General features: G+C 48.4%; 20 protein-coding genes, 1 tRNA gene and 1 riboswitch. Of the genes, 17 read left to right on the forward strand and 4 right to left on the reverse strand.

Annotated features, from left to right (window positions below):
• Positions 1–309 precede the first annotated feature (309 nt).
• Positions 310–972 (forward strand): HAD family phosphatase, encoded by a 663-nt coding sequence (locus DWX68_RS00420; RefSeq protein ID WP_118570486.1) that lies wholly within the window; start codon positions 310–312, stop codon positions 970–972.
• Positions 973–1,112: 140 nt separating this feature from the next.
• Here the strand turns inward: DWX68_RS00420 and DWX68_RS00425 are convergent, their stop codons facing one another.
• Positions 1,113–2,015 carry an SH3 domain-containing protein gene (locus DWX68_RS00425; RefSeq protein WP_107000921.1) on the reverse strand — a complete coding sequence of 301 codons (903 nt, stop codon included), beginning with the start codon at positions 2,013–2,015 and terminating at the stop codon, positions 1,113–1,115.
• A 413-nt stretch (positions 2,016–2,428) separates the two neighbouring features.
• Here DWX68_RS00425 and DWX68_RS00430 point away from each other — a divergent pair, with 413 nt between their 5' ends.
• From DWX68_RS00430 to trxA, 4 genes are all read left to right on the forward strand, one after another.
• Positions 2,429–3,121 carry an HNH endonuclease gene (locus DWX68_RS00430; protein ID WP_118628364.1) on the forward strand — a complete coding sequence of 231 codons (693 nt, stop codon included), beginning with the start codon at positions 2,429–2,431 and terminating at the stop codon, positions 3,119–3,121.
• A gap of 153 nt (positions 3,122–3,274) precedes the next feature.
• A complete protein-coding gene (gene trmB, locus DWX68_RS00435; RefSeq protein WP_117796796.1) occupies positions 3,275–3,910 on the forward strand; it encodes a tRNA (guanosine(46)-N7)-methyltransferase TrmB in 636 nt (211 codons plus the stop codon).
• A gap of 45 nt (positions 3,911–3,955) precedes the next feature.
• Positions 3,956–4,120, forward strand: a complete 165-nt coding sequence (locus DWX68_RS14565; RefSeq protein WP_177271941.1) for a hypothetical protein — start codon at positions 3,956–3,958, stop codon at positions 4,118–4,120.
• Between the two features lie 61 nt (positions 4,121–4,181).
• Positions 4,182–4,499, forward strand: a complete 318-nt coding sequence (trxA, locus tag DWX68_RS00440; RefSeq protein ID WP_117796797.1) for a thioredoxin — start codon at positions 4,182–4,184, stop codon at positions 4,497–4,499.
• Between the two features lie 260 nt (positions 4,500–4,759).
• Here the strand turns inward: trxA and DWX68_RS00445 are convergent.
• A tRNA-Lys gene (locus DWX68_RS00445) sits at positions 4,760–4,832 on the reverse strand.
• A gap of 725 nt (positions 4,833–5,557) precedes the next feature.
• On the opposite strand from DWX68_RS00445, the gene nrdD reads away from it, so the two are divergent.
• From nrdD to DWX68_RS00460, 3 genes are all read left to right on the forward strand, one after another.
• Positions 5,558–7,747 carry an anaerobic ribonucleoside-triphosphate reductase gene (gene nrdD, locus DWX68_RS00450; RefSeq protein ID WP_117796798.1) on the forward strand — a complete coding sequence of 730 codons (2,190 nt, stop codon included), beginning with the start codon at positions 5,558–5,560 and terminating at the stop codon, positions 7,745–7,747.
• A gap of 47 nt (positions 7,748–7,794) precedes the next feature.
• The gene (nrdG, locus tag DWX68_RS00455) at positions 7,795–8,292 is read left to right on the forward strand and encodes an anaerobic ribonucleoside-triphosphate reductase activating protein (protein ID WP_117796799.1); all 498 of its coding nucleotides are present in this window, start codon (positions 7,795–7,797) and stop codon (positions 8,290–8,292) included.
• A gap of 209 nt (positions 8,293–8,501) precedes the next feature.
• On the forward strand, positions 8,502–9,476 hold the full coding sequence (locus DWX68_RS00460; protein ID WP_118628365.1) for a hypothetical protein: 975 nt from the start codon (positions 8,502–8,504) through the stop codon (positions 9,474–9,476).
• Positions 9,477–9,670: 194 nt separating this feature from the next.
• Here the strand turns inward: DWX68_RS00460 and DWX68_RS00465 are convergent, their stop codons facing one another.
• Together DWX68_RS00465 and DWX68_RS00470 are read right to left on the reverse strand one after the other, a co-directional pair.
• On the reverse strand, positions 9,671–9,910 hold the full coding sequence (locus DWX68_RS00465) for a helix-turn-helix transcriptional regulator (RefSeq protein ID WP_022359127.1): 240 nt from the start codon (positions 9,908–9,910) through the stop codon (positions 9,671–9,673).
• 215 nt (positions 9,911–10,125) lie between these two features.
• Positions 10,126–11,043, reverse strand: a complete 918-nt coding sequence (locus DWX68_RS00470) for an AraC family transcriptional regulator (RefSeq protein ID WP_117796802.1) — start codon at positions 11,041–11,043, stop codon at positions 10,126–10,128.
• Between the two features lie 447 nt (positions 11,044–11,490).
• Between DWX68_RS00470 and DWX68_RS00475 the strand changes: the two genes are divergently transcribed.
• The 9 genes from DWX68_RS00475 (at position 11,491) to DWX68_RS00515 (ending at position 24,831) form a co-directional block, all read left to right on the forward strand.
• Complete coding sequence (locus DWX68_RS00475) at positions 11,491–13,434, forward strand: beta-L-arabinofuranosidase domain-containing protein (protein ID WP_118628366.1); 1,944 nt, start codon at positions 11,491–11,493, stop codon at positions 13,432–13,434.
• Positions 13,435–13,438: 4 nt separating this feature from the next.
• Positions 13,439–14,476: an ABC transporter permease gene (locus DWX68_RS00480; RefSeq protein ID WP_118628367.1), complete on the forward strand. Its 1,038-nt coding sequence runs from the start codon at positions 13,439–13,441 to the stop codon at positions 14,474–14,476.
• 11 nt (positions 14,477–14,487) lie between these two features.
• Entirely contained in the window at positions 14,488–15,612 is a 1,125-nt protein-coding gene (gene opp3C / locus DWX68_RS00485) for an oligopeptide ABC transporter permease (RefSeq protein ID WP_243027418.1), read from the forward strand.
• An 11-nt stretch (positions 15,613–15,623) separates the two neighbouring features.
• Complete coding sequence (locus DWX68_RS00490; RefSeq protein WP_118522274.1) at positions 15,624–16,703, forward strand: ABC transporter ATP-binding protein; 1,080 nt, start codon at positions 15,624–15,626, stop codon at positions 16,701–16,703.
• Entirely contained in the window at positions 16,700–17,638 is a 939-nt protein-coding gene (locus DWX68_RS00495; protein WP_118628368.1) for an ATP-binding cassette domain-containing protein, read from the forward strand. Before DWX68_RS00490 ends, DWX68_RS00495 begins: the two co-directional genes overlap by 4 nt.
• A gap of 193 nt (positions 17,639–17,831) precedes the next feature.
• Complete coding sequence (locus DWX68_RS00500; protein ID WP_227589458.1) at positions 17,832–19,520, forward strand: peptide ABC transporter substrate-binding protein; 1,689 nt, start codon at positions 17,832–17,834, stop codon at positions 19,518–19,520.
• 257 nt (positions 19,521–19,777) lie between these two features.
• Positions 19,778–20,485, forward strand: coding sequence for an FCD domain-containing protein (locus DWX68_RS00505; protein ID WP_118628369.1), 708 nt, complete (start codon positions 19,778–19,780; stop codon positions 20,483–20,485).
• Positions 20,486–21,070: 585 nt separating this feature from the next.
• Positions 21,071–21,190, forward strand: a riboswitch (molybdenum cofactor riboswitch).
• Between the two features lie 193 nt (positions 21,191–21,383).
• A complete protein-coding gene (locus DWX68_RS00510; protein WP_107000907.1) occupies positions 21,384–21,824 on the forward strand; it encodes a DVU_1555 family C-GCAxxG-C-C protein in 441 nt (146 codons plus the stop codon).
• A gap of 85 nt (positions 21,825–21,909) precedes the next feature.
• Positions 21,910–24,831, forward strand: coding sequence for a molybdopterin cofactor-binding domain-containing protein (locus DWX68_RS00515; protein ID WP_022359117.1), 2,922 nt, complete (start codon positions 21,910–21,912; stop codon positions 24,829–24,831).
• Positions 24,832–25,078: the final 247 nt, after the last annotated feature.

The raw sequence follows: 25,078 nt of genomic DNA on the forward strand, positions 1-25,078 counted from the left end.
CCAGTATAACAGTTTCGGGGAAGCATGAAAAGGCGCGAAATGGAAAAATATGTGAAATTTTTGTTACTGTTTACGGGTAGGCACTTTTGGAAGCGAAAGTGCCGTAAGAAAACATGGTGGCAGCAGGAGTTTGCCGTATTTGAATGCGAAGCCACGGCAAATTCCGTTACTGGGCACGATGCGTGAACAGTAATAAATTTTTCGAAAGAATGGCGGGAGGGTGGAATAGGGGCTTGTCAGCTGGCGGGGGATTCCTGTATACTGGGGGAAGATGTTATAATCTGGAGCAGAAAGAGAGAGGATACGAATATGATAAAGGCAGTCATTTTTGATATGGATGGGGTCATCATTGACAGTGAAGGAATTTATCTGAATTATCTGTATGAATATGCAAAAACGAAAAATCCGGAGGTGACTCTGGAGAGTCTGCACGGGACGGTGGGGACGACGAAGCAGGACTGCTGGATGGTTGTGGAGAAGGCGATCCACAATGGTCAGACCTGGCAGGAGCTGCATGACGAGTATCTGGGGCGCTGGACGGACATTTTTAATTCGATTGATTATCTCTCGATCTTCCGCCCGGAGATTCTGGATGTGATGGATCGCCTGAAAACAGAGGGCTTCCGGCTGGCGGTCGCATCCGCGACGAATATTGAGCAGGTGGAGCGCATTTTAAAGGAAAATGGCGTGGCGTCCCGTCTGGAGCGGATGATCAGTGCGAGTACGTTCAAGCGCAGCAAGCCGGATCCGGCGGTTTACCTCTATACGGCGGAGCAGATGGGCCTGCAGCCGGAGGAGTGCCTTGTGATTGAGGATTCGACGGTCGGCATCACGGCGGGGCACTGCGCGGGAATGACAGTGGCGGCGCTCATCGATAACCGTTTTTCCTTTGACCGGAGTCTGGCGGACTATGAGTTAAATTCGCTGGAGGAGATTGTGCCGCTGGCGGAGAAAATTCGGGATTTGAAGTAAAATTTGAGTTGAGTAAATTCAGGGATTCATTGCGGAAAGTATAATTGCGAAAGTGATGAACCATTGTACAAAGAAAATGAAAAGGAACCATGTATGTCAGGGAGAAGAATCACTGCATGTATGGTTCCTTTTTTGGCTGATTACTGCGAAACCTGCCGGATAAAGTCTCTGGAAACGTAGGCTTCCTGTCCGTTGTAGCTGATTACTGCCCATTTTTCGTCGTAATCACGGAGATATTCCACATCGGTATCTGGTGCTAGAACGCCAATCCTGTCGGTGTCGGTGGATGGTTCCGGACGGACATTGACTGTGTCGGTGGTCCGGTAAACGGTCGATTCTGCGGCAACGGTCTCTGCCTCGGTTTCTGGAGCCAGCGATTCGGTGCTGACGGCTGCAGTAGAATCCGGTTTGGCATCCGTCGCAGGGCGTATCATCTTGATGATCAAAAGCAGCAGGATGATAATAATAATCAGAAGCACTGGTTTAATAATGCTTCGAAATTCAAAAGACGGACCGCCTGCATAGGCGCGCGGACGGCGTCCCTCGGAGCTGCCGGAACGTGTGCCGGCAGGTTTTCCGTTTCCAGAGCTGGCAGAGGAATGTCGGCTGTTCCCGCGAAGGCGGGAAGAAGCGGGGGTTGGAGCTGCACTTCGGGAAGCCCGGGTGGATTTTTTTGTGTCATTGTAGTCATTTGCGAAGGTGTAGACCTCCTGCGACAGAAGGTGATGCGCCTGATTGGCGTTGTAGGCGCTGTTGTCTCCCTCATGGATCGCCTTGTTGCCGATCGTGCGGATCTTGTGGTAATGTTCGCAGGTGGTCTTGCTGATTTTTCCGGCGCTGTAGAGGGCGTCGATCATCTCCAGAAGACCGGTTTCCAGAATGCCATACCGCTCGCAGAGGCATTTGACCATGTATTCAAGGGTCTGGCGGGCTTTCACCATCGCCAGGTTATAATTCTTCTGTCCGATCAGGCGCTCGGTCTCGCGGACCCCGCCGTGGATCTGTTCCCAGGTGCTCTGACCTGTGTTAGCTGTTGTTCCCATAGGCATATCCTCCTGTGTATATGATGCAGGTCCGAAACCGGCGTGCCGGCGGCTGTTCCCGGACGGATACTGACTTTTGGATGTCCGGCGAACGGGTGAAAAGACGGCAGTCATTTCGTGACCGTATGTTTGGTTTTGTTCTAAAATTATTATAATATAATCGCTTGAATTATTCATCTATAAAATGATAAAAATTGGAAAAGTTATGAAATTCGTAAGAAAAGGACACAAAGTCGGACGGATGGGAGCTTTATGGTATGGGTAAGGGGCAAAAGATGCGAAAATAAGTATAATAAAAGTCATACGAAAGAGTATTTTGTGTGGTATCATAGAAATATAGTATTTATTTAAACACGAATGTTTTTTGAGGATTTTGTCAAGAAAGTGTTATTTAGAAAAGGTTGAAAGGAATTATGGGAGAGCTGTTAATTTTAATATTATTGATTGGTTTGGTGTTTTACATAATATCTAAGGTTAGGGAATCTCCATTTCGCTATCCGTATTTTGAATATTGCTTTGATGTTTCGGGTAAAAGAAAACCCAATATTGAAGATTTTATAGATGCATATATAAATAATAATGGAATAGGAGCTTTTGAAATACATTATCGAAAGGTTCAGCAATGGAAGGATAGTAGTCAACAAATAGTAGATAGGGCAATATTTAAAGATTTGCGACAAAAACAGTTTTTTGAATGCATTGACGATGAGCATATGTTTTGTTTTACGTTTATTCGTCAACAGACACGATATAAACAGGTTAATTACCAAAAATTTTCATATAAATTAAATGTGCAAGATAAAGAGTATAGTTGCGATTATCAGTCGTTAATAGACAGGTATATAATGCTACAAAAAATCGATTTTCAATGTACCTTAAATGAGTATCATTGTAAAAATCAAAGAAAACTTATGACAAAAGCATTGCGAAAGGAAATTATGCTTCGAGATAATTATACATGTCAAATATGCGGAAAATATATGCCTGATGAGGTTGGTTTGCATATAGATCATATTATTCCTGTTTCTAAAGGCGGAAAGACAATAGTATCTAATTTACAGGTCCTTTGTTCAAAATGTAATGGAAAAAAATCAAATAGGTGTTAATTTTATAGATGTGAGAATAGGAGGATTTATCTTGCGAAAACAACATATGAATGCTAAGATTAGATATTAGAGAAAAGCTAAAAAATATAGGATATTTCATTTAGATAATAGATGAAAAAAATTAATTTATACAGATAACTAGGAGGAACGAAGATGAGATTACGCCATATACCGGGCGCAGAGCAGATGATAGAAGAAAACCCGCACGTGGTTCACGAGGCGAAGGAGAAGAAGGGAACCTGGCAGCAGATTTTTGGAAATGACCATCCGATCCGTATCGAGGTGGGAATGGGAAAAGGTCAGTTTATTTTGGAGCAGGCGTCCCGCAACCCGGATGTGAATTTTGTGGGTATTGAGAAATATTCGACGGTTCTTTTAAAGGCGATCCGCAAGAGAGAACAGATGGAACTGTCCAATGTCTATTTCTTATGTGAGGATGCCAGAGAACTGGCAGAGATTTTTGGACCGGGGGAAGTAGAGCGGATTTATTTGAATTTTTCGGATCCGTGGCCGAAAGACCGCCATGCGAGACGGAGACTGACCTCGCCGCCATTTATGGCAGTGTACGATCAGATTCTCCAGAAGGATGGAAGAGTCGAGTTCAAGACAGACAACCAGGATTTATTTTCCTATTCCCTGGAGGCGATTCCGGAGGCGGGCTGGCGCATCACAGAATATACTCGTGACCTGCACCACAGCAAGATGGCAGAGGGCAATGTCATGACCGAGTACGAGGCAAAGTTCTCGGCGCAGGGCAAGCCGATCTGCAAGCTGGTGGCGGTGCGGTAGGGAAAAGAGTGCTGCAAAGGCATTTCGCTGTATATATTAGTTATAATGAAAAAATTGGATAGCGGAATGGATATTAAAAAGCAGATTACACGGAAACTCATTCAGGCGACCAGCGATAAAGTGGAATTGAATAAACAGGCATTAAAATGGAAAAAATCGATGGAAGAGGCAGCAAAGGCACTGGGAGGCGGTAAAAAGAAGCCGTCGTAAAGAGAAACAGGGCATTTCTGTTGACTGCCTATATGGATAGAACGAAAGGAGGAAATGAGTGATGGAGATGAAGTTTACGACCGCGAATTTTGAGGAGGAGGTACTGAAATCGGAGATTCCGGTACTGGTTGATTTTTACGCAGACTGGTGCGGTCCGTGCCAGATGATGGCGCCGGTGATCGGGCAGCTGGCGAGCGAGTATGAGGGAAGAGTGAAGATCGGAAAGCTGAATGTCGATGAGAACCCGGAGGTTATGGCTGAATATAAAATCATGTCGATCCCGACGATGATTATTTTCCGGAATGGGGAAGTGTTCAGCAAGGAAGTCGGCGCTAGTTCAAAGAAGGAAGTGGAGAAGGCGATTGGGCGGGCACTGTAAAAGCTGCGTCTTTGGAGTCCGGCGTGGGGCGGGGTAAAAAAGGTTGCGTCTTTGAGTCCCGGCGTGCGCAGCTCGAAAAAGCTGGCGCTTTTCCTCGCTGTCGGGCATTCGCCCTATAAAGAAAAAAAGAGATAACGGATGCTGCTTATGTGCAAGCACAACGCGTCATCCGCCATCTCTTTTTTTCTTTGTACGCCTCATTGCTAACGCACAAAGTGCCTGCCCCACAGCTCTCGGTCTGCGAAACAAGCACTTGATAGTGCGCCTTCAGGGACTCGAACCCTGGACAAATAGATTAAGAGTCTACTGCTCTACCAACTGAGCTAAAGGCGCTTATTTTGTTTTCTTGCGGATGCCTCATCCGTAAGACATGAGTTATTCTACTCCATCCAGAATAAAATGTCAACAGTTTTTTAAATATTTTTAAAAATATTTTAAAAAGCATTATTTTCGGTATTTTTAAAACAGATAAGGGTATGGGCGAAGGAGACTCAGAGGGTATATGGGATACAGCCATGGGAGAAATGACGAGGTGGGTTTTGCACATGGGACGGTGGATAAGTCTGGAAAGAACGTCGTGGAAAGGGGATCACAGATTTGGGTGTTTGTAAAGGGAGAAAATGATTTTTGTGCAAAATTCTGATTCGAAAAAATATAGGGGAATCCTCTTCCATTTTTAATCTAATTGGTGTATGCTTAAATACGTCACGACGAACACACTATATATTGTGTTATGAAAGAAAACGAGTTCAATATTTTGTGTGTAATTCTAAAAATTACCTAAATACAAATCAAAAATAAAGCCAATCGTAAGACAAGTCGGAACGGAAAAGAATCCTGTCAGTGAAGGCATCCGGACATGAAAAATAGCCTGTCAGAAGAAGGCGCTGCTCTCATGAATGAGTAAGCTGGGGGACGGGAAATGGATACAGATGGATGTTCGATGTATGCCATAAAAGTAGAAAGAGAAATCACAGAAACAGGAACCGGCGAGTCAATTTATAGATTATAGAAGACAAGTCATAAAACGGGCTTAAGGGTAAGGAGAGGGAACAGGGATGGAAGACACAGTAACAACCAATGTAATCAAACGAAATGGAGAAGAAGTACATTTTGACCGGGCGAAGATCGTAAATGCGATCACGAAAGCGAACGGCAATGTGGAGCGTATTCACCAGATGAACCCGTACCAGATTGAAGCGATTGCAGATACGATCGCCGAGCAGGTGCAGGAGATGCCGCACGCGGTGAATGTGGAAGATATCCAGGATATGGTAGAGACCAGCATTATGGAGATGCGTGGTTATGAGGTTGCACAGAAATATGTGCGCTACCGCTACCGCAGGGAGTTAAAACGCAAGTCCAACACGACCGATAACGGCATCCTGGCACTTTTGGACCATATTAATGAAGAAGTGAATCAGGAAAACTCCAACAAGAACCCGGTCATCAACTCGACCCAGCGTGACTACATGGCGGGCGAGGTCAGCAAGGACTTATCCAAGCGTGTGCTGCTGCCGGAGGAGATCGTCCGCGCGCATGAGGAAGGCATCATCCATTTCCATGATACCGACTATTTTGCACAGAAGGAGCACAACTGCGACCTGATCAATCTGGAGGATATGCTGCAGAATGGCACTGTGATCAGTGAGACGATGATCGAGAAGCCGCACAGTTTCTTTACGGCCTGCAACGTGACCACCCAGATCGTGGCGCAGGTAGCCAGCAACCAGTATGGCGGACAGTCCTTTACTCTGGCGCATCTGGCACCGTTTGTGGACATCAGCCGTCAGAAGCTGCGCAAGAACGTGATTGCAGAGCGCACCGAGTGCGGCGAGGCACTGGATGAGGATATCATCAACCGCGTGACCGAACGCCGTCTGCGCGAGGAGGTTAAGAGCGGCATCCAGACGATCCAGTACCAGCTTATCACCCTGATGACCTGTAACGGACAGGCTCCGTTTGTCACGGTATTTATGTATCTGGACGAGGTTCCGGAGGGACGGACCAGAGATGACCTTGCGATGATCATCGAGGAAGTGATGCTGCAGAGAATGCAGGGCGTCAAGAATGAAAAGGGCGTCTGGATCACACCGGCGTTCCCGAAGCTTATCTATGTGCTGGATGAGGACAATATTACGGAAGGTTCGAAATATTGGCACCTGACTGAGCTGGCAGCGAAATGTACCGCGAAACGGATGGTTCCGGACTACATTTCTGCTAAGATTATGAAAGAATTAAAGAAGGGCGAGGTTTACCCGTGCATGGGCTGCCGTTCTTTCCTGACGGTAGAGGATTCCCAGATGCTGCCGAACGGCAAGCATAAATTCTATGGACGTTTCAACCAGGGTGTTGTCACGATTAACCTGGTCGATGTGGCTTGTTCTTCGGAGGGAGATATGGACCGTTTCTGGCAGATTCTCGATGAGAGACTGGAACTGTGCCATCGTGCGCTCCGCTGCCGTCATGAGAGGCTGCTCGGCACGATCTCCGATGTGGCGCCGATTCTGTGGCAGAATGGTGCGCTTGCCCGCCTGAAAAAGGGTGAGACGATCGACAAACTCCTGTACAACGGCTATTCTACGATTTCTCTGGGATATGCAGGTCTGTATGAGATGTGTATGCGGATGTTAGGAAAATCCCACACCGATCCGGAGGCGAAGCCATTTGCACTGAAAGTTATGCAGCGTCTGAATGATAAATGCAAAGAGTGGAGAGAGGCGGAGAACATCAGCTATTCTGTATACGGCACGCCGATGGAGTCTACGACTTATAAATTTGCAAAATGCCTGCAGAAGCGCTTCGGTATCATTCCGGGCGTTACGGATAAGAACTATATCACGAACAGCTACCATGTACACGTATCCGAGAAGATTGACGCGTTCAGTAAGCTGAAATTTGAGGCAGAGTTCCAGAAGCTCTCCCCGGGCGGTGCGATCAGCTACATCGAGGTGCCGAATATGCAGACTAATATTCCGGCAGTTCTCTCTGTGATGCAGTTTATCTACAATAATATTATGTATGCGGAGCTGAACACCAAGAGTGATTTCTGTGAGAAGTGTGGCTATGACGGCGAGATCAAGATTGTTGAGGATGAGGCTGGCAAGCTGGTGTGGGAGTGCCCGAACTGCGGCAACCGCGACCAGAACAAGCTCTTTGTCGCACGCCGTACCTGCGGCTACATCGGAACCCAGTTCTGGAACCAGGGACGTACCCAGGAGATCCGCGATCGGGTGCTGCATCTGTAGGATGTGGTGAAAGCCTCCGAGAGTACATTGGTCTAGGGGAGGAAGATATGTATTACGGAACCATCAAAAAGTATGATATTGCCAACGGTCCTGGCGTGCGCGTCAGCTTGTTTGTGTCGGGCTGCCGCCATCACTGCAAGGGCTGTTTCAATGCGGAGACGTGGGATTTCCGATATGGACAGTTATATACAGAAGAGACGGAGAAAGAGATTTTAGCGGCATTGGAGCCGGGATATATACAGGGCTTTACGCTGCTCGGCGGAGAACCGTTTGAGCCGGAAAACCAGGTGGAGCTGGTACATTTACTTCAGAAGGTGCGCGAGACGTATCCGGAGAAGGATATCTGGTGCTACAGCGGCTATCTGTGGGATCGGGATCTGGCAGCCGGCGGCGTGGTCCATACAGAGGTGACAGACGAGATGCTGTCCTATGTGGATGTGCTGGTGGACGGAGAGTTCGTGGAAGCGGAGAAGGATCTGACCCTGCAGTTTCGCGGAAGCCGGAACCAGAGGATTCTGGAGCTTAAGAGAATAGGAAGAAAATAATAAGAATGAGATAAAAAGCTGCTGCAGATCGGAAAAAAACTTTCTGATCTGCGGCAGCTTTTTGCATTACAAGGGAGATACAGCAAGCATATACGTGCCTTTGTAATCCGGGGCAGGCTATCATAAGTGGATATTTTCTTCAAGGGGCATAAATAACCCACCTAAGCATCCGCATTTGTGGTAAGATGGACTTAATAGGGGGTATAGCTATGGAGTCTGGAATTCTGATGATTGTGATAGTGGTTATTGGTGTCTTTTATCCGGTATATACAGCCTGGATTTCTCTGGTGGCGGCACCGGTGTATCTAAAGATAGGTTTCCTGTTTGCGATGGCAGGAGCACTTCTCGTCATGAGAATCCTGCGGAAAGAAAAGCAGATAAAATGGATAGTTCTGATCGGCATTCTGGGGGCATATGCCTGGAGTCTGTATAGTTGGTATGACGAAGAGTGCCATTACCAGTATGCGAGAAGCGTGCATGGAGATTCGGGCAATGCTTTGATGCTGTTTGTTGGCACCTTTACATGTCTGATACCGTTGTTTTTGCTGGATGCCGAACTGACCTGGTGGATGGAGTCCCGGAAGAAAAAGAAAGAAGAGAGTCCTGAATCTGAGAAGGAAACAGAGAAAAAAGAAAACCGTCTGGCAGCAGGAATGAAAAACTGGTTTGGAAAGCATCGCCAGACTCTCTGTACGCTGCTTATCTGTGCGATGGGCTGTGGACTTTTCGTGGTTCTGCTATATCCGTATAAGTGCCGGGAGGAAGGATGTTACAATCTGGCCTTCGATGACTTATACTGTGAACAGCACTGGGCAGAGAAGATAGAAGAAAGTAAACGGGAAGAAGAGGAACGTAAAAAAAGAGAACGGGCTGAGCTGATAGAATTACAGAAGAAAAAAGAAGAAGAGGAATCCAGAAGCCATGAGGAATATCTTAAACGGATAGAAGAGGATCCCTTGTGGGAACTGAAACAACGGAGTCGTAAAAACACACCTGCGCAGAGGGGAATACCACCGGTGCAAAAGAAGCTCCAGAATCCCTATGCAGCGTATGATGCGGGATATGATGATGTTATGGAAGGCGATGATTATGACTGGGATCGCTACCGCCGGGATTCAGAATATGCCGATGGTGTAGATGATGCCCTGGATGAACGGGAAGAGTATGGACGGGATGACTGGTAAGGTATCTTGTTGGTGGACACTTATATATAATATTCGGATAGGTTAAGCGATACTGTCTTTTCAGAGGCGGTACCGCTTCTGTTTTTAAAAATAGGATCACCAAAAAGAGCTGTCACAAAAGCCGGTGCAAACCGTCGGTTGACAGCTCTTTTTTGGCGTGCGATCCGCACATGAAATCACTTGTTTCCGAATGTTTAATACATTCCATCGTAAGGATCTTCTTCCTCATGAACTTCAAATAGATCGCCGGGCGTACAGTCCAGTGCGGAGCAGATGCGGGCGATGGTGCTGAAGCGGATGGATTCAGTTTCATTGTCCAGAATTCGGCTGGCATTTTTATAGCCAAGCCCGGTCATGGCGATAAAACGGTATTTCGTCAGACGCTTTTCAGCCAAAAGTTTATGAATGCGAAGTTTAATTGTGACAGTTTTCAATTCGGAATTTCCTCCTTTGTATACACACAGTGTTACCTTAAATATAAAGGATTTTCAATGTGCGGATAACTGGCTTAAACAATAGCTGATGTAGAGGAACTTATAGATACATTAGAAACGATTCACTGGTTTGGGTATAAAAAAAGAACTGCCACGCTCATGGCAGTTCTTACGAAAACAAATAGATAGTAAAAAACATCAGCTGTGAATCGCCTTTAAGGCGCCTCACTCCCCCCATTCTCTTCTGCGTAAAACATCCGGTACTGCGCCGGGGTAATGCCGATCTCCTGCTTAAATACGCGGATAAAATAGGATGGGATCCGCAGTCCTACCATCTCACCGACCGACTGGATCGTGGCGTCGGAGTGGAGGAGAAGCTGGGAGGCGTGTTCGATGCGTAGTTTTTTCAGGTACTGCATCGGGCTGGCGCCGTATGCCTGGTGGAAACTGCGGATTAAGTGGGACGGGCTGTAGGAATACTGGCGCGCCAGATCGTTTAAGGAGATCTCCTCCGTGTAGTGGGCATCCAGGTAGTCGCGCAGCGTCCGGGCGATGCTTTCCTTCTCGCGACTGTAGCAGTACGGCGCATAGAGAACCTGGAGAAATTCAATGAAATCATTCTGGAGCTCAAACGGCGTCCGCACGGAGGACGGAAAGCTCTTTTTCTGTGTGTATTTGCTGAAAGAAACCAGGTTCATCCGCTGCAGATACTTTTCCAGCTTCTCCCGGTTGGCTTCCGGCACGGTGCCGGTGCGCGGCAGGGAGAGAATGAAATTCTGCGGCGAATAGTAAAATTTCGGCGCGGCGCGCCGGGTTACGTTGTCCGGGTAAAATTCATCGGACAGGCTGTATTTGCCGTTGGTATAGAAATGCACCCAGCTCGTCGTGGTCTTTTCCTGGCAGACGCGGCTGCCGCGGTGCGGGGTATCGGGGGTAATGATAAAAAACTGCCCGGCATTCAGTTCAACGCGGAACGGATCCTGTTCGAGATATAAAGTTCCGCTGTGAACATAGATAAGATCAAAGACATTTCGGATCGTCCGGCGCTCATGGATATCGCCGGGGCGGTAAACACATCCGCCTCCGACGATAAAATAAGGAAGGGGCGGACAGTTTAAATTAATAAAATTCATGATGTATGTACTCCCGTTAAAAAAAACAGCCACGTAACAGGAATCCTGTCTGAACCGCAGAGAAGCAAACGAAAAACAGGACAACTTTGTCAGGTTGTTAAACAAATTTAAAATATCAATTTTATTATATCAAATAGAGAGAAAAACAGCAAGAATCTGTTTGGAAAATCTCTTATATTTGCAGAAACAAAACACTCTACTTGGGAAAATAAGAGGGGATGAATGAAGAATAAAGAAAAATCAGAGAAAAAGAAGGAATGAAATCAGGCTGATTTTGTTCTATAAAAATACGCGTATTCTTTTCTATAATATGCAAAATGTGTTAGATCGCTTTTCCACTATTTGAATGGTATACTTATAAGAAAACATACAAAAAAAGAAGTCTTTTTCAGATTATTGATAGGCGCTTACGGATAAGTGAATAATAAATCAGGAGGTTTTCTGTGAATGATAAAAAAGGAGACAAGTTTCATTGATTTGAAACAGGTAAAGATAGACGACCCGTTCTTTTCGCGGGTACAGAATGTGGTAATTCACACGATGCTTCCGTATCAGGAACGGGTGCTTCACGATGAGGTGTCCGGAATCCGAAAGAGCCATGTGATTAAAAACTTCCGCATTGCAGCGGGAGATGAGAAAGGAACGTATTACGGGCGTGTATTTCAGGACAGCGACCTGGCGAAATGGCTGGAGGCGGTGGCGTACTCACTGACCGTCGAGGCAAATCCAGAGCTGGAGGCGCGTGCCGATGCGATCATCGACCTGATCGGGCGGGCGCAGCAGCCGGACGGCTACCTGGATACCTATTTCATTGCGGCGGAGCCGGAACATAAGTGGCAGAACCTGACGGACTGCCATGAGATGTACTGTGCCGGACATATGACGGAGGCAGGCGTCGCGTACTATCAGGCGACGGGAAAGACGAAGCTTTTAGATATCTGCTGCAAGCTGTGCGATCATATCGATCGGCGGTTCGGACGGGAAGCAGGCAAAGTAACCGGCATTCCGGGACATGAGGAGATCGAGCTGGCACTGATGCGGCTTTATCAGGCAACCGGGGAAGAGAGATACCGGAAGCTGGCGGCATATTTTATCGATGAGCGCGGACGGGATCCGGAGTTCTTCCATAAAGAAGCGGCGGCTAGAAGCTGGAGCCGCACCGATTACATGGACAAGCAGCCGCCGTCCTACATGCAGAACCACAAGCCGGTGCGTGAGCAGGATACGGTGGAAGGACACGCGGTCCGTTGTATGTATCTTCTGACGGCGGCGGCAAACCTGGCAGCGCAGAATCATGATGAGGCGCTGATGGCGGCCTGCCGGAAGATGTGGGACAACATGGTAGACCGGCGGATGTACATAACGGGTGGAATCGGTTCCACCTATTACGGCGAGGCATTTACCGTGGATTATGATTTGCCGAATGATACCGCTTACGCGGAAACGTGTGCGGCGGTGGGGGTCTGCTTCTTCGCGAAACAGATGCTGGAGGCGGATCCGGACGCGCGGTATGCAGATATTCTGGAGCGGGAGATTTACAACGGAACCATCAGCGGCATGCAGTTAGACGGAACGAAATTCTTTTATATCAATCAGCTTGAAGCCAATCCGGGCATGCCGACCAACGCATATGGCGAAGAAGAATACACACCGGAGCGGATCGGCTGGTATGACTGTGCATGCTGTCCTCCGAACCTGGCGCGTCTGATGACCTCACTTGGTTCCTATGTATGGTCTTCAAGTGAAAATACGATCTATTCCCATCTGTTTGTCGGGGGAACGGCTACCTTTGAAACAGCGGGCGGCGTGAAGATAGCGCTTACATCGAAATATCCGTGGAACGGCTCCGTTACCTACACGGTAGAACCGGAGCAGGCGGGAGCAGAATTTACTTTGGCAGTCCGTTATCCGGGCTGGTGCCATCAGATGCAGGTGAAGGTCAATGGCATACCGGTTTCCGGGGCAGTCAAGACAGACAAGGGCTACTGGATGATCCAGAGAAGCTGGCAGCCTGGTGATACTGTTTCCTGCGAGATGGAGATGGAGCCGGAGCGGGTCTATGCACACCCGATGGTGCGGGCGGATGCCGGATGCGTGGCATTCAGACGCGGACCAATCATCTACACCTTTGAGGGCGTGGACAACGGAGAGGATCTTCAGACACTGCGGATTCCGCGGGAGGCGAAGATTGAAGCGCTTTCGTATCAGGCGGATCTGCTGGAAGGTATCGTGGCGCTGCGCGTGACGGGCTGCCGGAAGAAAGCGGCGGTTAATCCGGCGCTTTATGCAGAAGATGCGGCACCGGAAAAGATGGTAACCCTGCAGGCAATTCCGTACTATGCATGGTGCAACCGCGGCATGACGCATATGCGCGTGTGGATGCAGGAATAGAGAGATAAAACCGTTTGTCTTATTTTATACTTCGGAGTTGAAAGAATATCCGGGCTATAAGAGAAGGAGAGAGACGTATTATACTAAGAAAGAAGGGAGTACGGACATGAAGAAATATATCGGAAAACGTATCATGATTTCTCTTGTCACGCTTCTGATCATCATCCTGGTACTTTTTATGCTGCTGCAGCTGATGCCGGGATCTCCGTTCAACGATGAAAAGCTGACCGCGGATCAGATTGCGATGATGTCGAAGAAATATGGACTGGACAAACCGTTGATCGTACAGTTTTTCACGTATGTGAAGAACCTGCTGCAGGGCGATTTTGGTGTATCGTATGTTATCTCCAAGGATACCTCCATCTCGGTTCTGTTAAAGAACCGTGTGCCGGTCAGCTTTGGAATCGGACTGGAGGCAGTTTCCTTCGGTGCGGTAGTCGGACTGATTTTAGGTATTCTGGCAGCGCTCAAGAAAAATAGCTGGCTTGATACCATCTGTACTGTGATTTCAGTTCTGGGCGTCAGCCTTCCGTCCTATGTTTTTGCATTGGTTATGGCATATTTCATCGGCTACAAGGCACAGTGGCTGCCGCTTCTGTTTGACGGCAAGAAGTTCTTCGCATCGTCGATCATGCCGATGCTGGCGCTGTCGATGTTTACGGTAGCGACGGTGGCTCGATTTACGAGAACCTCCCTTCTGGAGGTGCTGGACAGCGACTACATGCTGCTTGCGGAGAGCAAGGGAATCACGGGACGCCCGCTTCTGGTGCGCCATGCACTTCGAAACGCGCTGATCCCGATCATTACGGTACTGGCGCCGCTGGTTGTCGATCTGATGATTGGTTCCCTGGTTATCGAGAAGATCTTCTCGATTCCGGGCATCGGAAGTTTAATGATTGCAGCGATTCAGTCCAACGATTACAACGTGACGATTTCGCTGGCATTTATCTACAGTGTCATGTACATTGTCCTGATGCTGGTGGTTGACGTCCTGTACGGAATTATCGACCCGAGAATCCGTCTGGCGAAGAAATCGGATTGAGAGGTGATGGCATGAAAAAACGGAGTGACGAAAAGACAGATGAGAAAATGACAGGCGGGGATGTGGCTTCCGTTCGGGAGCATGTGTTATCACCCGAAGAATATTTAAGCCAGATCGAATTTCTGGACGATGATTTTGAATTCCAGCACAAAGACGGCTTTGAACATGTCGATACAAACTTTGCAAGCCAGAGCTACTGGAAAGAGGCAATTGCGCGGTTTAAGAAAAATAAGGGCGCAATGTTCAGCTTTGTCTGTATTCTGTTTCTGATTGTGATGGCGCTTGTCGGACCTCACATGAACCAGTTTACCTACGATCAGCAGATTATTACCAACCAGAACATGGCGCCGAGAGTGCCGGGACTGGAAAATATGGGTATCTTAGATGGTTCTGAGACGATCCGTACATCCACCGGAAGCAAAGAAATCAACTATTATGAAAGCAACAGCCTGACCGATACCTACTACTGGTTTGGTTCCGATTCGCTGGGACGCGACCTCTGGACCAGGACCTGGAGCGGAACGCGGATCAGCCTCTATGTAGCGGTTCTGGCGGTATTCATCGACCTTGCGTTTGGTCTGACGTATGGACTTGTATCCGGATATTTCGGCGGAAAAGTCGATATGATCATGCAGCGTATCGTCGAGATACTAAACAGTATTCCGTACCTGATCACGGTTACCCTGCTTTTGTTAGTTATGAAACCGGGGCTTATGTCTATCACGTTCGCCCTGATGTTTTCCGGGTGGCTGGGCATGAGCCGAATCGCCCGCGCGGAGGTCTTAAAGCTGAAAGAGCAGGAATATGTGCTTGCTTCCCGGACGCTGGGAGCAAAGAGCTTCCGCATTATTTTCAAAGAGATTTTACCAAATATTTTTGGTCCTTTGATTACACAGACGATGTTCTCGATCCCGCATGCGATCTTTACCGAGGCATTCTTAGCCTTTATTGGCCTGGGTGTGCCGGAGCCGATGGCTTCGCTGGGTTCCCTGATTTCGAGTGGATATCAGAACTTTACAAGCCATCCGTACATGATCGTGTTCCCGTTAATTGTCATGGGACTTCTGATGCTGTGCTTTAACATGCTGGCGGATGGTCTGCGTGATGCATTGGATCCGAAGATGAAGGATATGTAGGAGGAAATGGCATGGAGAAAAAAGAAGAAATTTTACGAGTGCGGAATCTGGACATTTCCTTCGAGACGACAGCCGGAGTGGTCAATGCCGTCCGGGGCGTCAACCTGACGGTAAACCGGGGCGAGACGGTTGCAATCGTTGGGGAATCCGGTTCCGGTAAATCGGTTTCTGCGAAGGCGATCATGGGAATCCTGGCAAAGAACGGAACGATCGACCGCGGACAGATCACATTTTCATATTACCGTAACCCGGAGGAACGGGTCACCAGAGAAATTCTGCAGATGAAAAAAGAGGAAATCCGCCGCCATATCAACGGAAAACGGATCGCGATGGTCTTCCAGGATCCGATGACCTCCTTAAACCCGCTGATGCCGGTTGGGAAACAGATCATGGAAGGCATGATCTGGCATTACCATACACCGAAGGAAGAGGCATATGAGAAGGCGCTGGAGCTGATGAAGCTGGTCGGCATCACCGACGCGGAGAAGCGAATCAAAAACTATCCGCACCAGCTCTCCGGTGGTATGCGCCAGAGAATCGTCATTGCGATTGCACTGGCGTGCGATCCGGAACTTTTAATCTGCGACGAGCCGACGACGGCGCTGGACGTTACGATTCAGTCGAAGATTCTGGAGCTGATTCAGGAGATTCAGAAAAAACGGCAGCTGTCGGTTATCTATATCACGCACGATCTGGGCGTCGTTGCGAAGGTTGCCGATTATGTCAACGTCATGTATGCAGGCAAGATCGTCGAGAGCGGCACGGTCGAGGATGTATTCTACGATCCGCGCCACCCGTACACATGGGGACTTCTCTCCGCGATGCCAGATTTGGGAACGGACGACGAACGTCTTTACACAATCCCGGGCAGCCCGCCAAACCTGCTTCACAAGGTAACGGGCGATGCGTTTGCACCGCGGAATAAATATGCGTTAAACATTGACAGTCGTCTGGAGCCGCCGATGTTCAAGATATCGGAGACACACAGCGCCGCGACATGGCTGCTGCATCCGAAGGCGCCGAAGGTCGATATGCCGCCGGAGCTTCGGGATCGAATTGAGAGAATGAAGAAAGAGGGGGGAATCGCATGAGTACAGTGACAGAGACAAACAAAAAGCCCCTTCTGGAAGTAAAAGGACTCAAGCAATACTTTCCGGTCAGCCGGAAATTTACCGTAAAAGCGGTTGAGGATGTCAGTTTTTATATCAATCCGGGCGAGACCTATGGTCTTGTGGGGGAATCTGGATCGGGAAAGACGACGATCGGGCGGGCGCTGATCCGCCTCTACGATCCGACCGCAGGACGAATTACCTTTGACGGGATGGATATTTCCGGAAAAATGAGCCGCCAGACAGAGGCGAGACTCAGAAGTGATATGCAGATGATTTTCCAGGATCCGATGGCATGTTTAAATCCGCGCCAGAAAGTAGCGGATATCATTGCACAGGGGCTGGATATCCATCACCGGTACCATTCCCAGAAAGAGCGGACCGAGATGGTGGCAGACATCCTCCACAAGGTAGGTCTGGCGCCGGAACATGCAAACCGGTACCCGCATCAGTTTTCCGGTGGTCAGCGGCAGCGTGTCGGCATCGCCCGGGCGCTTGTCATGAACCCGAAGCTGATCATTGCCGATGAGTGTATCTCGGCGCTGGATATGTCCATTCAGGCGCAGGTTGTCAACCTGATGAAGGACATCCAGGACGAGACGGGGCTTGCCTACCTCTTCATCGCCCACGACCTCTCGATGGTTAAATATATTTCCGACCGCATCGGCGTTCTTCATCTGGGCTACCTTCTGGAGACGGGCACGACGGAGGAGATTTTCTCCCATCCGGTACATCCGTACACCCGAAGCCTGATTTCGGCGATCCCGAATCCGAACCCGGTGGTAGAGCGCAGCCGGATTGCACTGCACTATGATTATAAGACGAGCGGTCTGGATTACGGCGCAGGTACAATGCATCAGATTGAGGGCACACATTTTGTGCGCGGAACCGATGCAGATTTGGAAAAATGGGTGTAGATTTAAAAGAAAGCCGATGCATCCCGGCACAATATCAACCATAATAAATGTGATAAAATGACCTGTTTAGCGGGTGATTTTATAGATGAGCCTAACCAGCAGACAACTGAGGATAGACAGCCGGGACCAGGAAATGCAGCATGAAACGGGAATGGTTTGGTTTTATAAAAAAAACAAAAAAGGAGGAAGTATTATGAAGCTAAGAAAAGTAATGGCGTGGACGCTGGCTTCTGCCATGTTTGCTGGACTTTTGGCAGGCTGTGGCGGCTCGACCCAGACAACAGAGACAGCAGCGGCTGAATCTGGAAGCGAAGAGGGCGGCAGCTCGGCTGAGGGCGGCAAGGTGCTTCGCTATCAGGCAAGCACTCTGGTAGACTCCCTGGATCCGGCACTTTCCAACGACTACACATCCAGTGGTGTTATCTCCCAGTTTATGATGGGTCTGATGACTAAGGATGAGTCAGGTGCTCCGGTTTACGGCGTGGCGGAGAGTGAGGAGAAGTCCGAGGATGGTCTGACCCTGACCTTCAAGATCCGTGACGACGCAAAATGGTCCAACGGCGATCCGGTAACGGCAAACGATTTCGTTTACGCATGGAGACGAGTAGCCGATCCGGCAACTGCAAGTGATTACCAGTTCTTTATCACAACCGCCTGCATCGCAAATGCGGAAGAGGTAACAACAGGTGAAAAACCGGTTGAGGAACTGGGGGTAGAGGCAGCGGACGATAAGACATTAGTCGTAACTTTAAGCTCCCCGTGTGCTATCTTTGATTACCTGATGGCATCCGGCGCATGTTTCCTGCCTTTAAATCAGAAATTTGTAGAGAGCTGCGGCGGCAACTTTGCAACTTCCGCAGATACCCTGTTAGCAGATGGTCCGTTCAAGGTATCTTCCTATGAGCCGTCTGCCATGAAGGTAGAATTAGTAAAGAATGATCAGTTCTTCGGTGCATCCGATGTCAAACTGGACGGTGTTGAGTTCTCGATCATTACCGACAGCCAGACAGCAGCCCTTTCTTTTGAAAATGGCGATCTGGACGTTGTAACCTTAAGCGGTAACCTGGTAGAGCAGTATGAGGATGATCCGAGATTCTCCACCAGAAGTGACGGTTACAACTGGTATCTGACCCCGAACATGAAGAAAGAGGGGCTTGACAATGTAAATATCCGTAAGGCACTGGCAAAATCGTATGACAAAGAAGCGATCACAACCCGTGTTCTGAAAGATGGTTCCACACCGATGGATTACTTCGTACCGCAGGGCCTTGCGACCAATGAAAAGGGCGAAGATTTCCGTGAGGCAGCAGGCAGCGCATACGACAGCTGGACCTACGATGTAGAGGCAGCAAAAGAGCTGTGGAAGACAGGTCTTGGCGAGCTTGGCAAAGATTCCTTATCCTTCACTTTAATGTGTGAAGATACCGATTCTGCACAGGCTGTTGCACAGTTCTTACAGAGCGAGTGGCAGAACAATCTGCCGGGTCTGACCATCGAACTTCAGGTACTTCCGAAGAAAGCCCGTCTGGAATACATGCAGAAAGGTGAATATGATATCGGTCTTACCCGCTGGGGTCCGGACTACGCAGATCCGATGACTGATCTGGATATGTGGATAACCGGCAGCTCCACCAACTACTCCCAGTTCTCCGATGCAGACTACGATGCAACCATCCAGTCCGCAAAGAAGGGCGATCTGGCACTCGACCAGGATGCTCGTTGGGAAGCTTTAGTTGGCTGTGAGAAGACGCTGGCAGATCAGTGTGTTCTGTTCCCGATTTACGGACAGTCTGTAGCCGTTATGACCAATCCGGATGTAAGCGGTATCCAGTACTACTCCGTAGGGCTTCCTTATCTGTTCATCAATGTAGATAAAAAGTAATAAATAAAAACAGATGGATCAAAATCTGAAATGATTTTAGATTCAAAGCGGACCGCAGAGCGAGAAAATGTACCCTGCGGTTCGCTTTTTTTGTTATTTTATGGCATTTTCGCTGTCAAACTGCAGCCTGCTTGTAACGGTTCACAGGTGGGAATTTTCTGAACTGAAAATTCCGTACGATACAGTAAGGGATGATTTACACGAATCGGAAATGATGATACAATCATAGAAATAGTACAGAGTATTGAGGTGGAAAGATGGCAGGGAAAAAACGAAACAGCAGCTTTGAAATACTGACAGCCATGCAGGACTTAAACACCCCGGCGGGAGCACTCCAGCTGGCGCAGATCCTGCATCTTCCGTCCGCCAGCATCGGGCGGGAGCTTCTGGAGCTGGAGAAAGCAGGGCTGCTTGTCAAGGTGCAGAACAAGGGGCGGATCCTGACGCCGCAGGGCGAACGCTTTCTGGAAGAAGAACGGTCACGCCGGGAGAAGATGAAGGCGGCGAATGAGCTTATCGAGGCGGCGTCGATGGAGACAGAAAGCGGGCTGGAGGATATTCTTTTGGTGCGGAAACTCCTGGAAGGATATGCGGCGGAGGCATGTGCAGAGCGGATTGATCCGAAGAAACTTCAGAAATTAAAAGATCTGCAGGCAGACTATCTCTATGCAATCCGCCATGGAAGGGCGGGAAGCGAGGAAGATCTGGCGTTCCATCTGAAGATCGCGCATCTCTCAGGCAGCCCGTCTATCCTGCGGATGTTAAAGCTCATCCTGACCGACCAGGACGCTTATGCGCGCTTCAACCAGGCAGCAGTCCGCTCTGACGAAGTCCGGGAAAATGAACACGAAAGCCTTCTGGCAGCGATTGAAGCCGGAGACGGGGCACTGGCGCGCCGGGAGATGGAGCGGCATCTGGAGCATGTAGGGGAGAACCTGCAGGCGTATTTTGCGGGGAGAAAGTAGGATTTGTACGGATTATAAATAAGAAAAAATTTATGCAAATCACATTTTCGATGCGGAATTTGTATGTGCATAAATTCTGTTCTTAAATATGCTTGCGTTATCTGAAATAAAAAATAATGGTCTGCAGAATAAAATCTAAAACAGAAAAAGAAAATGAAAAAAAGATACTTAAAAATGTGAGGATTTATAGCGGATAAATAACAGATATTCATGTTTGATTATGAATCAAAAAGATATAAATTTCATATAAGTGAAATCCAAATGAACAAAATTCACGTTTAAACAAATGAAAATGGAAAATTATGAAAGCGTGTGAACCGTTATTTTTTTAAAAAATACTCGATCAAATAGCAGAAAGGAAGAATACAAATCTTCAAATAACACAACATTTGAACGGAAGTTATGCTGAAATTCTGTAAGTAAACAGATATTACAAGGGTAAAATAGCATGTTGAAAATCCCGTATTGAGGTAAAATAAGGGGCGAACAAGTGTCCTGTCGATGTAAAAAATTTCAAAATTATGAAAAATGAGATTGACTTTCGATGAAAAGCAGAGTACCATAGAGGTATCAAAACCAAAATAGAAACAATCTGTTTTTCGAGCCGAAATTGCTAAGCGGGAAACCGTATGCAGTCAGGCCAATGGGTACATCTGGAAATGGAAGTGCCTTCCGCATTTGAAAAGAAAGAGAGATTCGCTTTACATCGATGGATACGGGAAGCTGTCAGGCTTCTTGTATAGATAGGGTATATATGTGCTGACAGATAGGTATAGATATAGGTGTATCCATATCTATAGGTGCAGATGTATATACAAACTCGGATACGTTAAGCGGTACTGTCTTTTCAGAGGCGGTGCCGCTTTTCTTTTTGTGTTTCTAAGAACAGGAGGTGCGGATGGAGCCGGATATTAAAAAACTGAACCAGCTGCTTTTATCGGGAAGCTGCTGCAGTCAGGCACTTGTTTCGCTGGGACTTACCCTTAAGGGCGAGGAGAACCCGAGCCTTCTGAAGGCATCTGCAGCACTCTGTCTGGGAGTCAGAAGCGGGCTGACCTGCGGAGCTTTGACCGGTGCGGCGATGATGATGGCGCTCTTTGAGCCGGAAGCGGCATACAGCGAGATGATACCGGAACTGGCAGACTGGTTTCAGGAAAACTATGGTGAAATCTATGGAGGAAGTGATTGTCATTCGATTTTAGGAGATAACATGGCCAACAAGGCACTTCGGTGTCCCCAGGTGGTAGAGAATACCTACCGCAAGGCCAGAGAACTTCTGGAGGACTATGGCGTGGATCTGGCGGATCTGGCAGAGATGCTGGAAAACGCGGATGACTAAGGAATCGTAAGTATTAGGTATGATGCGGAAGGATAGTCGGAAGCATCAGGGCTCTATTTATTTTAAAGAAGGAGGACGAAACAGCATGAAATTAAGAAAAATGATGTTGAACATCAACGGTGTGGATCGTATGTTTATGTGCGATCCGGAAAATGACAAGCTGTCAGATGTTCTGCGCCGGATCGGTCTGACCGGTGTTAAGGTTGGATGTGGAACCGGTGTCTGCGGTTCATGTTCCATCATTCTGAACGGACAGGTAATCCGTTCCTGTACCAAGAAAATCAGCCAGGTAGAAGAGTATTCCAAGATTACCACCATCGAGGGTATCGGTACTCCGCAGCATCTGCATCCGTTACAGGTTGCATGGATGAACTGCGGTGCTGTACAGTGTGGTTTCTGTGTACCGGGCTTCATCGTTTCTGCATATGCTCTGTTAGAGCAGAACCCGGATCCGACCCGTGAAGAGGTTCGTGACTGGTTCCAGAAGACAAGAAACGTATGCCGTTGTACCGGATACAAACAGATTGTAGATGCAGTTATGGCTGCAGCTAAGGTTATGCGTGGCGAGTGCAGCATCGAGGATATCAAGTTCCACAATCCGGAAGATGGCAACTACTACGGAAAACCGGTTGTTCGTCAGGATGCACTTGGTAAAGTTTGTGGCCTGACCGACTACGGCGATGATCAGGCTCTTAAGATGCCGCAGGGCGTTTTATATGCAGCTATCGTTCAGCCGAAGGTTACCCATCATGCAAAGATTCTGGCTATCCATACTGAGGAAGCTGAGAAGATGCCGGGCGTTGTTAAGGTTATCACAGCAAAAGACCTCATCGCAGCAGGCGGAACTAACATCATGGCTGAGGGTCAGTTCCATGAGAGAAGTACTGTTATGACACCATCCCGTAAAGTTCTTCAGGATGAGAAGATCTATCGTTACGGTGATGTTATCGCTATGGTAGTAGCTCATACACATCGTCAGGCTCGTGCAGCAGCCGCTAAGGTTACGATGGAATACGAGCAGCTGCCAGAGTATCTGACATATCTGGATGCAGTTATGCCGGATGCTATCCGTATCCATGAGGATACTCCGAACATCTTCTGCGAGCAGCCGGTATTAAAGGGAGCAGGTCTGGAAGATGCAGAAGAGGTAAGAGACTTAATCGACAAAGCACCGCATGTAGTAGAAGGAAGCTTCTCCTCCTCCCGTGAGCCGCATCTTTCCATCGAGGGTTGTGTACTTCAGTCTTACTGGGGCGATGATGGCCTGCTGACCATTCAGTGTAAATCCCAGTGTGTATACTCCTCGATCGGACGTCTGGGTAACTGCCTTGGTGTACCGAAGGATAAATACCGTATCATCATGAACCCGACCGGCGCAAGCTTTGGATGGTCTACCAACGCAGGCGATATCGCACTGTGTGCAGCTTGTACCGTAGTTACCGGCGAGCCGGTATCCCTGTCCATGTCCTATGAAGAGCATCAGCACTTCAGCGGCAAACGCTGCCCGGCATACTCCAATGGCCGTCTGGCATGTGATAATGAAGGTAAGATCCTGGCTGCTGAATTTGATATCGGTATGGACCACGGCGCTTACTCCTGGGGCGGTGACGACGTTATGACCAAACCGGCACGTTTCACCTTCTTCCCGTACAATGTACCGAACGTAGCAGGTCTGGTTCGTGTAGCGAACGTTAACCATGCATTTGGTACTGCTTACAGAAGCTACGGTTCTCCGCAGGCATATACACTCAGCGAGCCGCTGATGGATATGATGGCAGAAGAACTGGGCATGGATCCGTTCGAGTTCCGTTATAAGAATATCTGCCGTGAAGGCGATAAGAATATCAACAGCTATGTATATCCGCAGTATCCGATGGAGAAGATCATGGATACCATGCGTCCAATCTATGAGAAGGCGGTGGCTGATGCGAAAGCAGCTGACACACCGGAGAAGAGAAGAGGCGTTGGTATCGCATGGGGCGGCTTCAACGTTACTGAGGGCGGCGGCGACAGTGCTGAGGTTGCTCTTGAGCTTATGCCGGGCAACAAGATCCGCAAATACGACACATGGCATGCAATGGGCCAGGGTGCTACAACCGGTTCTCTGGTAGTAACACTGGAAGCTCTGAAAGAAATGCATCTGACACCGGAAGATATCCAGCTGATTCAGAATGATACCAAGACCTGTCCGGATACCGGTATGGCTGGTGCCAGCCGTTCCCTGTACATGGATGGTAATGCAACCATCATCGCAGCTAACAAGCTTCTGGCAGCTATGAGAAAAGAAGATGGTACACTTCGTACCTATGATGAGATGAAGGCAGAAGGCATCGAGACCAAGTATCTCGGCCGTTACGAGACCAACACAACTCCGGGTCTGTGCCGTCTGGATCCGAATACCGGTATCGGCGACCCGACTCCGGCATTCACATACTGCCTGAACCTGGCAGAGGTTGAGGTTGATACTAAGACCGGTAAGACTACCGTTCTGAAATTCACCTGTGTTGACTTCGTTGGACGTATCGGTAATATCGATGCTGTTAACGGTCAGGCATACAGCGGCATCATGCATGGTATCGGCTTCGCCCTGAAAGAGGACTACGCAGACGTTAAGAAACATGCCAACATGTTCGGCGCTGGTACTTCCTACATCAAGGATGTTCCGGATGATATTAACCTGATTCACATTGATGGCGCTATCTCTGATGGTCCGTTCGGTTCTTCAGGTGCTTCTGAGGCATTCCAGGCATCTGGCCACTGTGCAGTTCTGAATGGTATCTACAATGCCTGCGGCGTACGTATCCATGAGATCCCGGCACTTCCGGAGAAGGTAAAAGCTGGTCTGGATGCAATCGCAAAGGGCGAGAAACCGTACGAGCCGAAGAAATACTTCCTTGGTTCCGATATGTATGAGGAACTGGAGAACATCAAAGAGAATCCGGTACAGGTAGGAACCCAGAGCTTCTACGTATCCCTGGATGATCCGACAGCTGAGCGTCCGTTCTAATCCGATTCGGAAGAGGAATGCGTGGCTGCACATGAAGCGGGCAGCTGCGGCAAGGCGTATCGCGTGATTGTAAATAAGAATTAAATAAAAGCTGCTGCGAACCTGCAGAATCTATGTTTAGAGAGGTAGGTTTTGCAGCGGCTTTTTTGTGTAATAGGAAATTCCTTGGAACAATGATGCGTACTCGTGTGAAGATGCAGGTTGTCGCAAGCGACCGCGCGAGACGCCCGAATGTGCCAAGACATAT

This window comes from Clostridium sp. AF20-7 (assembly GCF_003479275.1).
Lineage (GTDB): Bacteria > Bacillota > Clostridia > Lachnospirales > Lachnospiraceae > Otoolea > Otoolea fessa.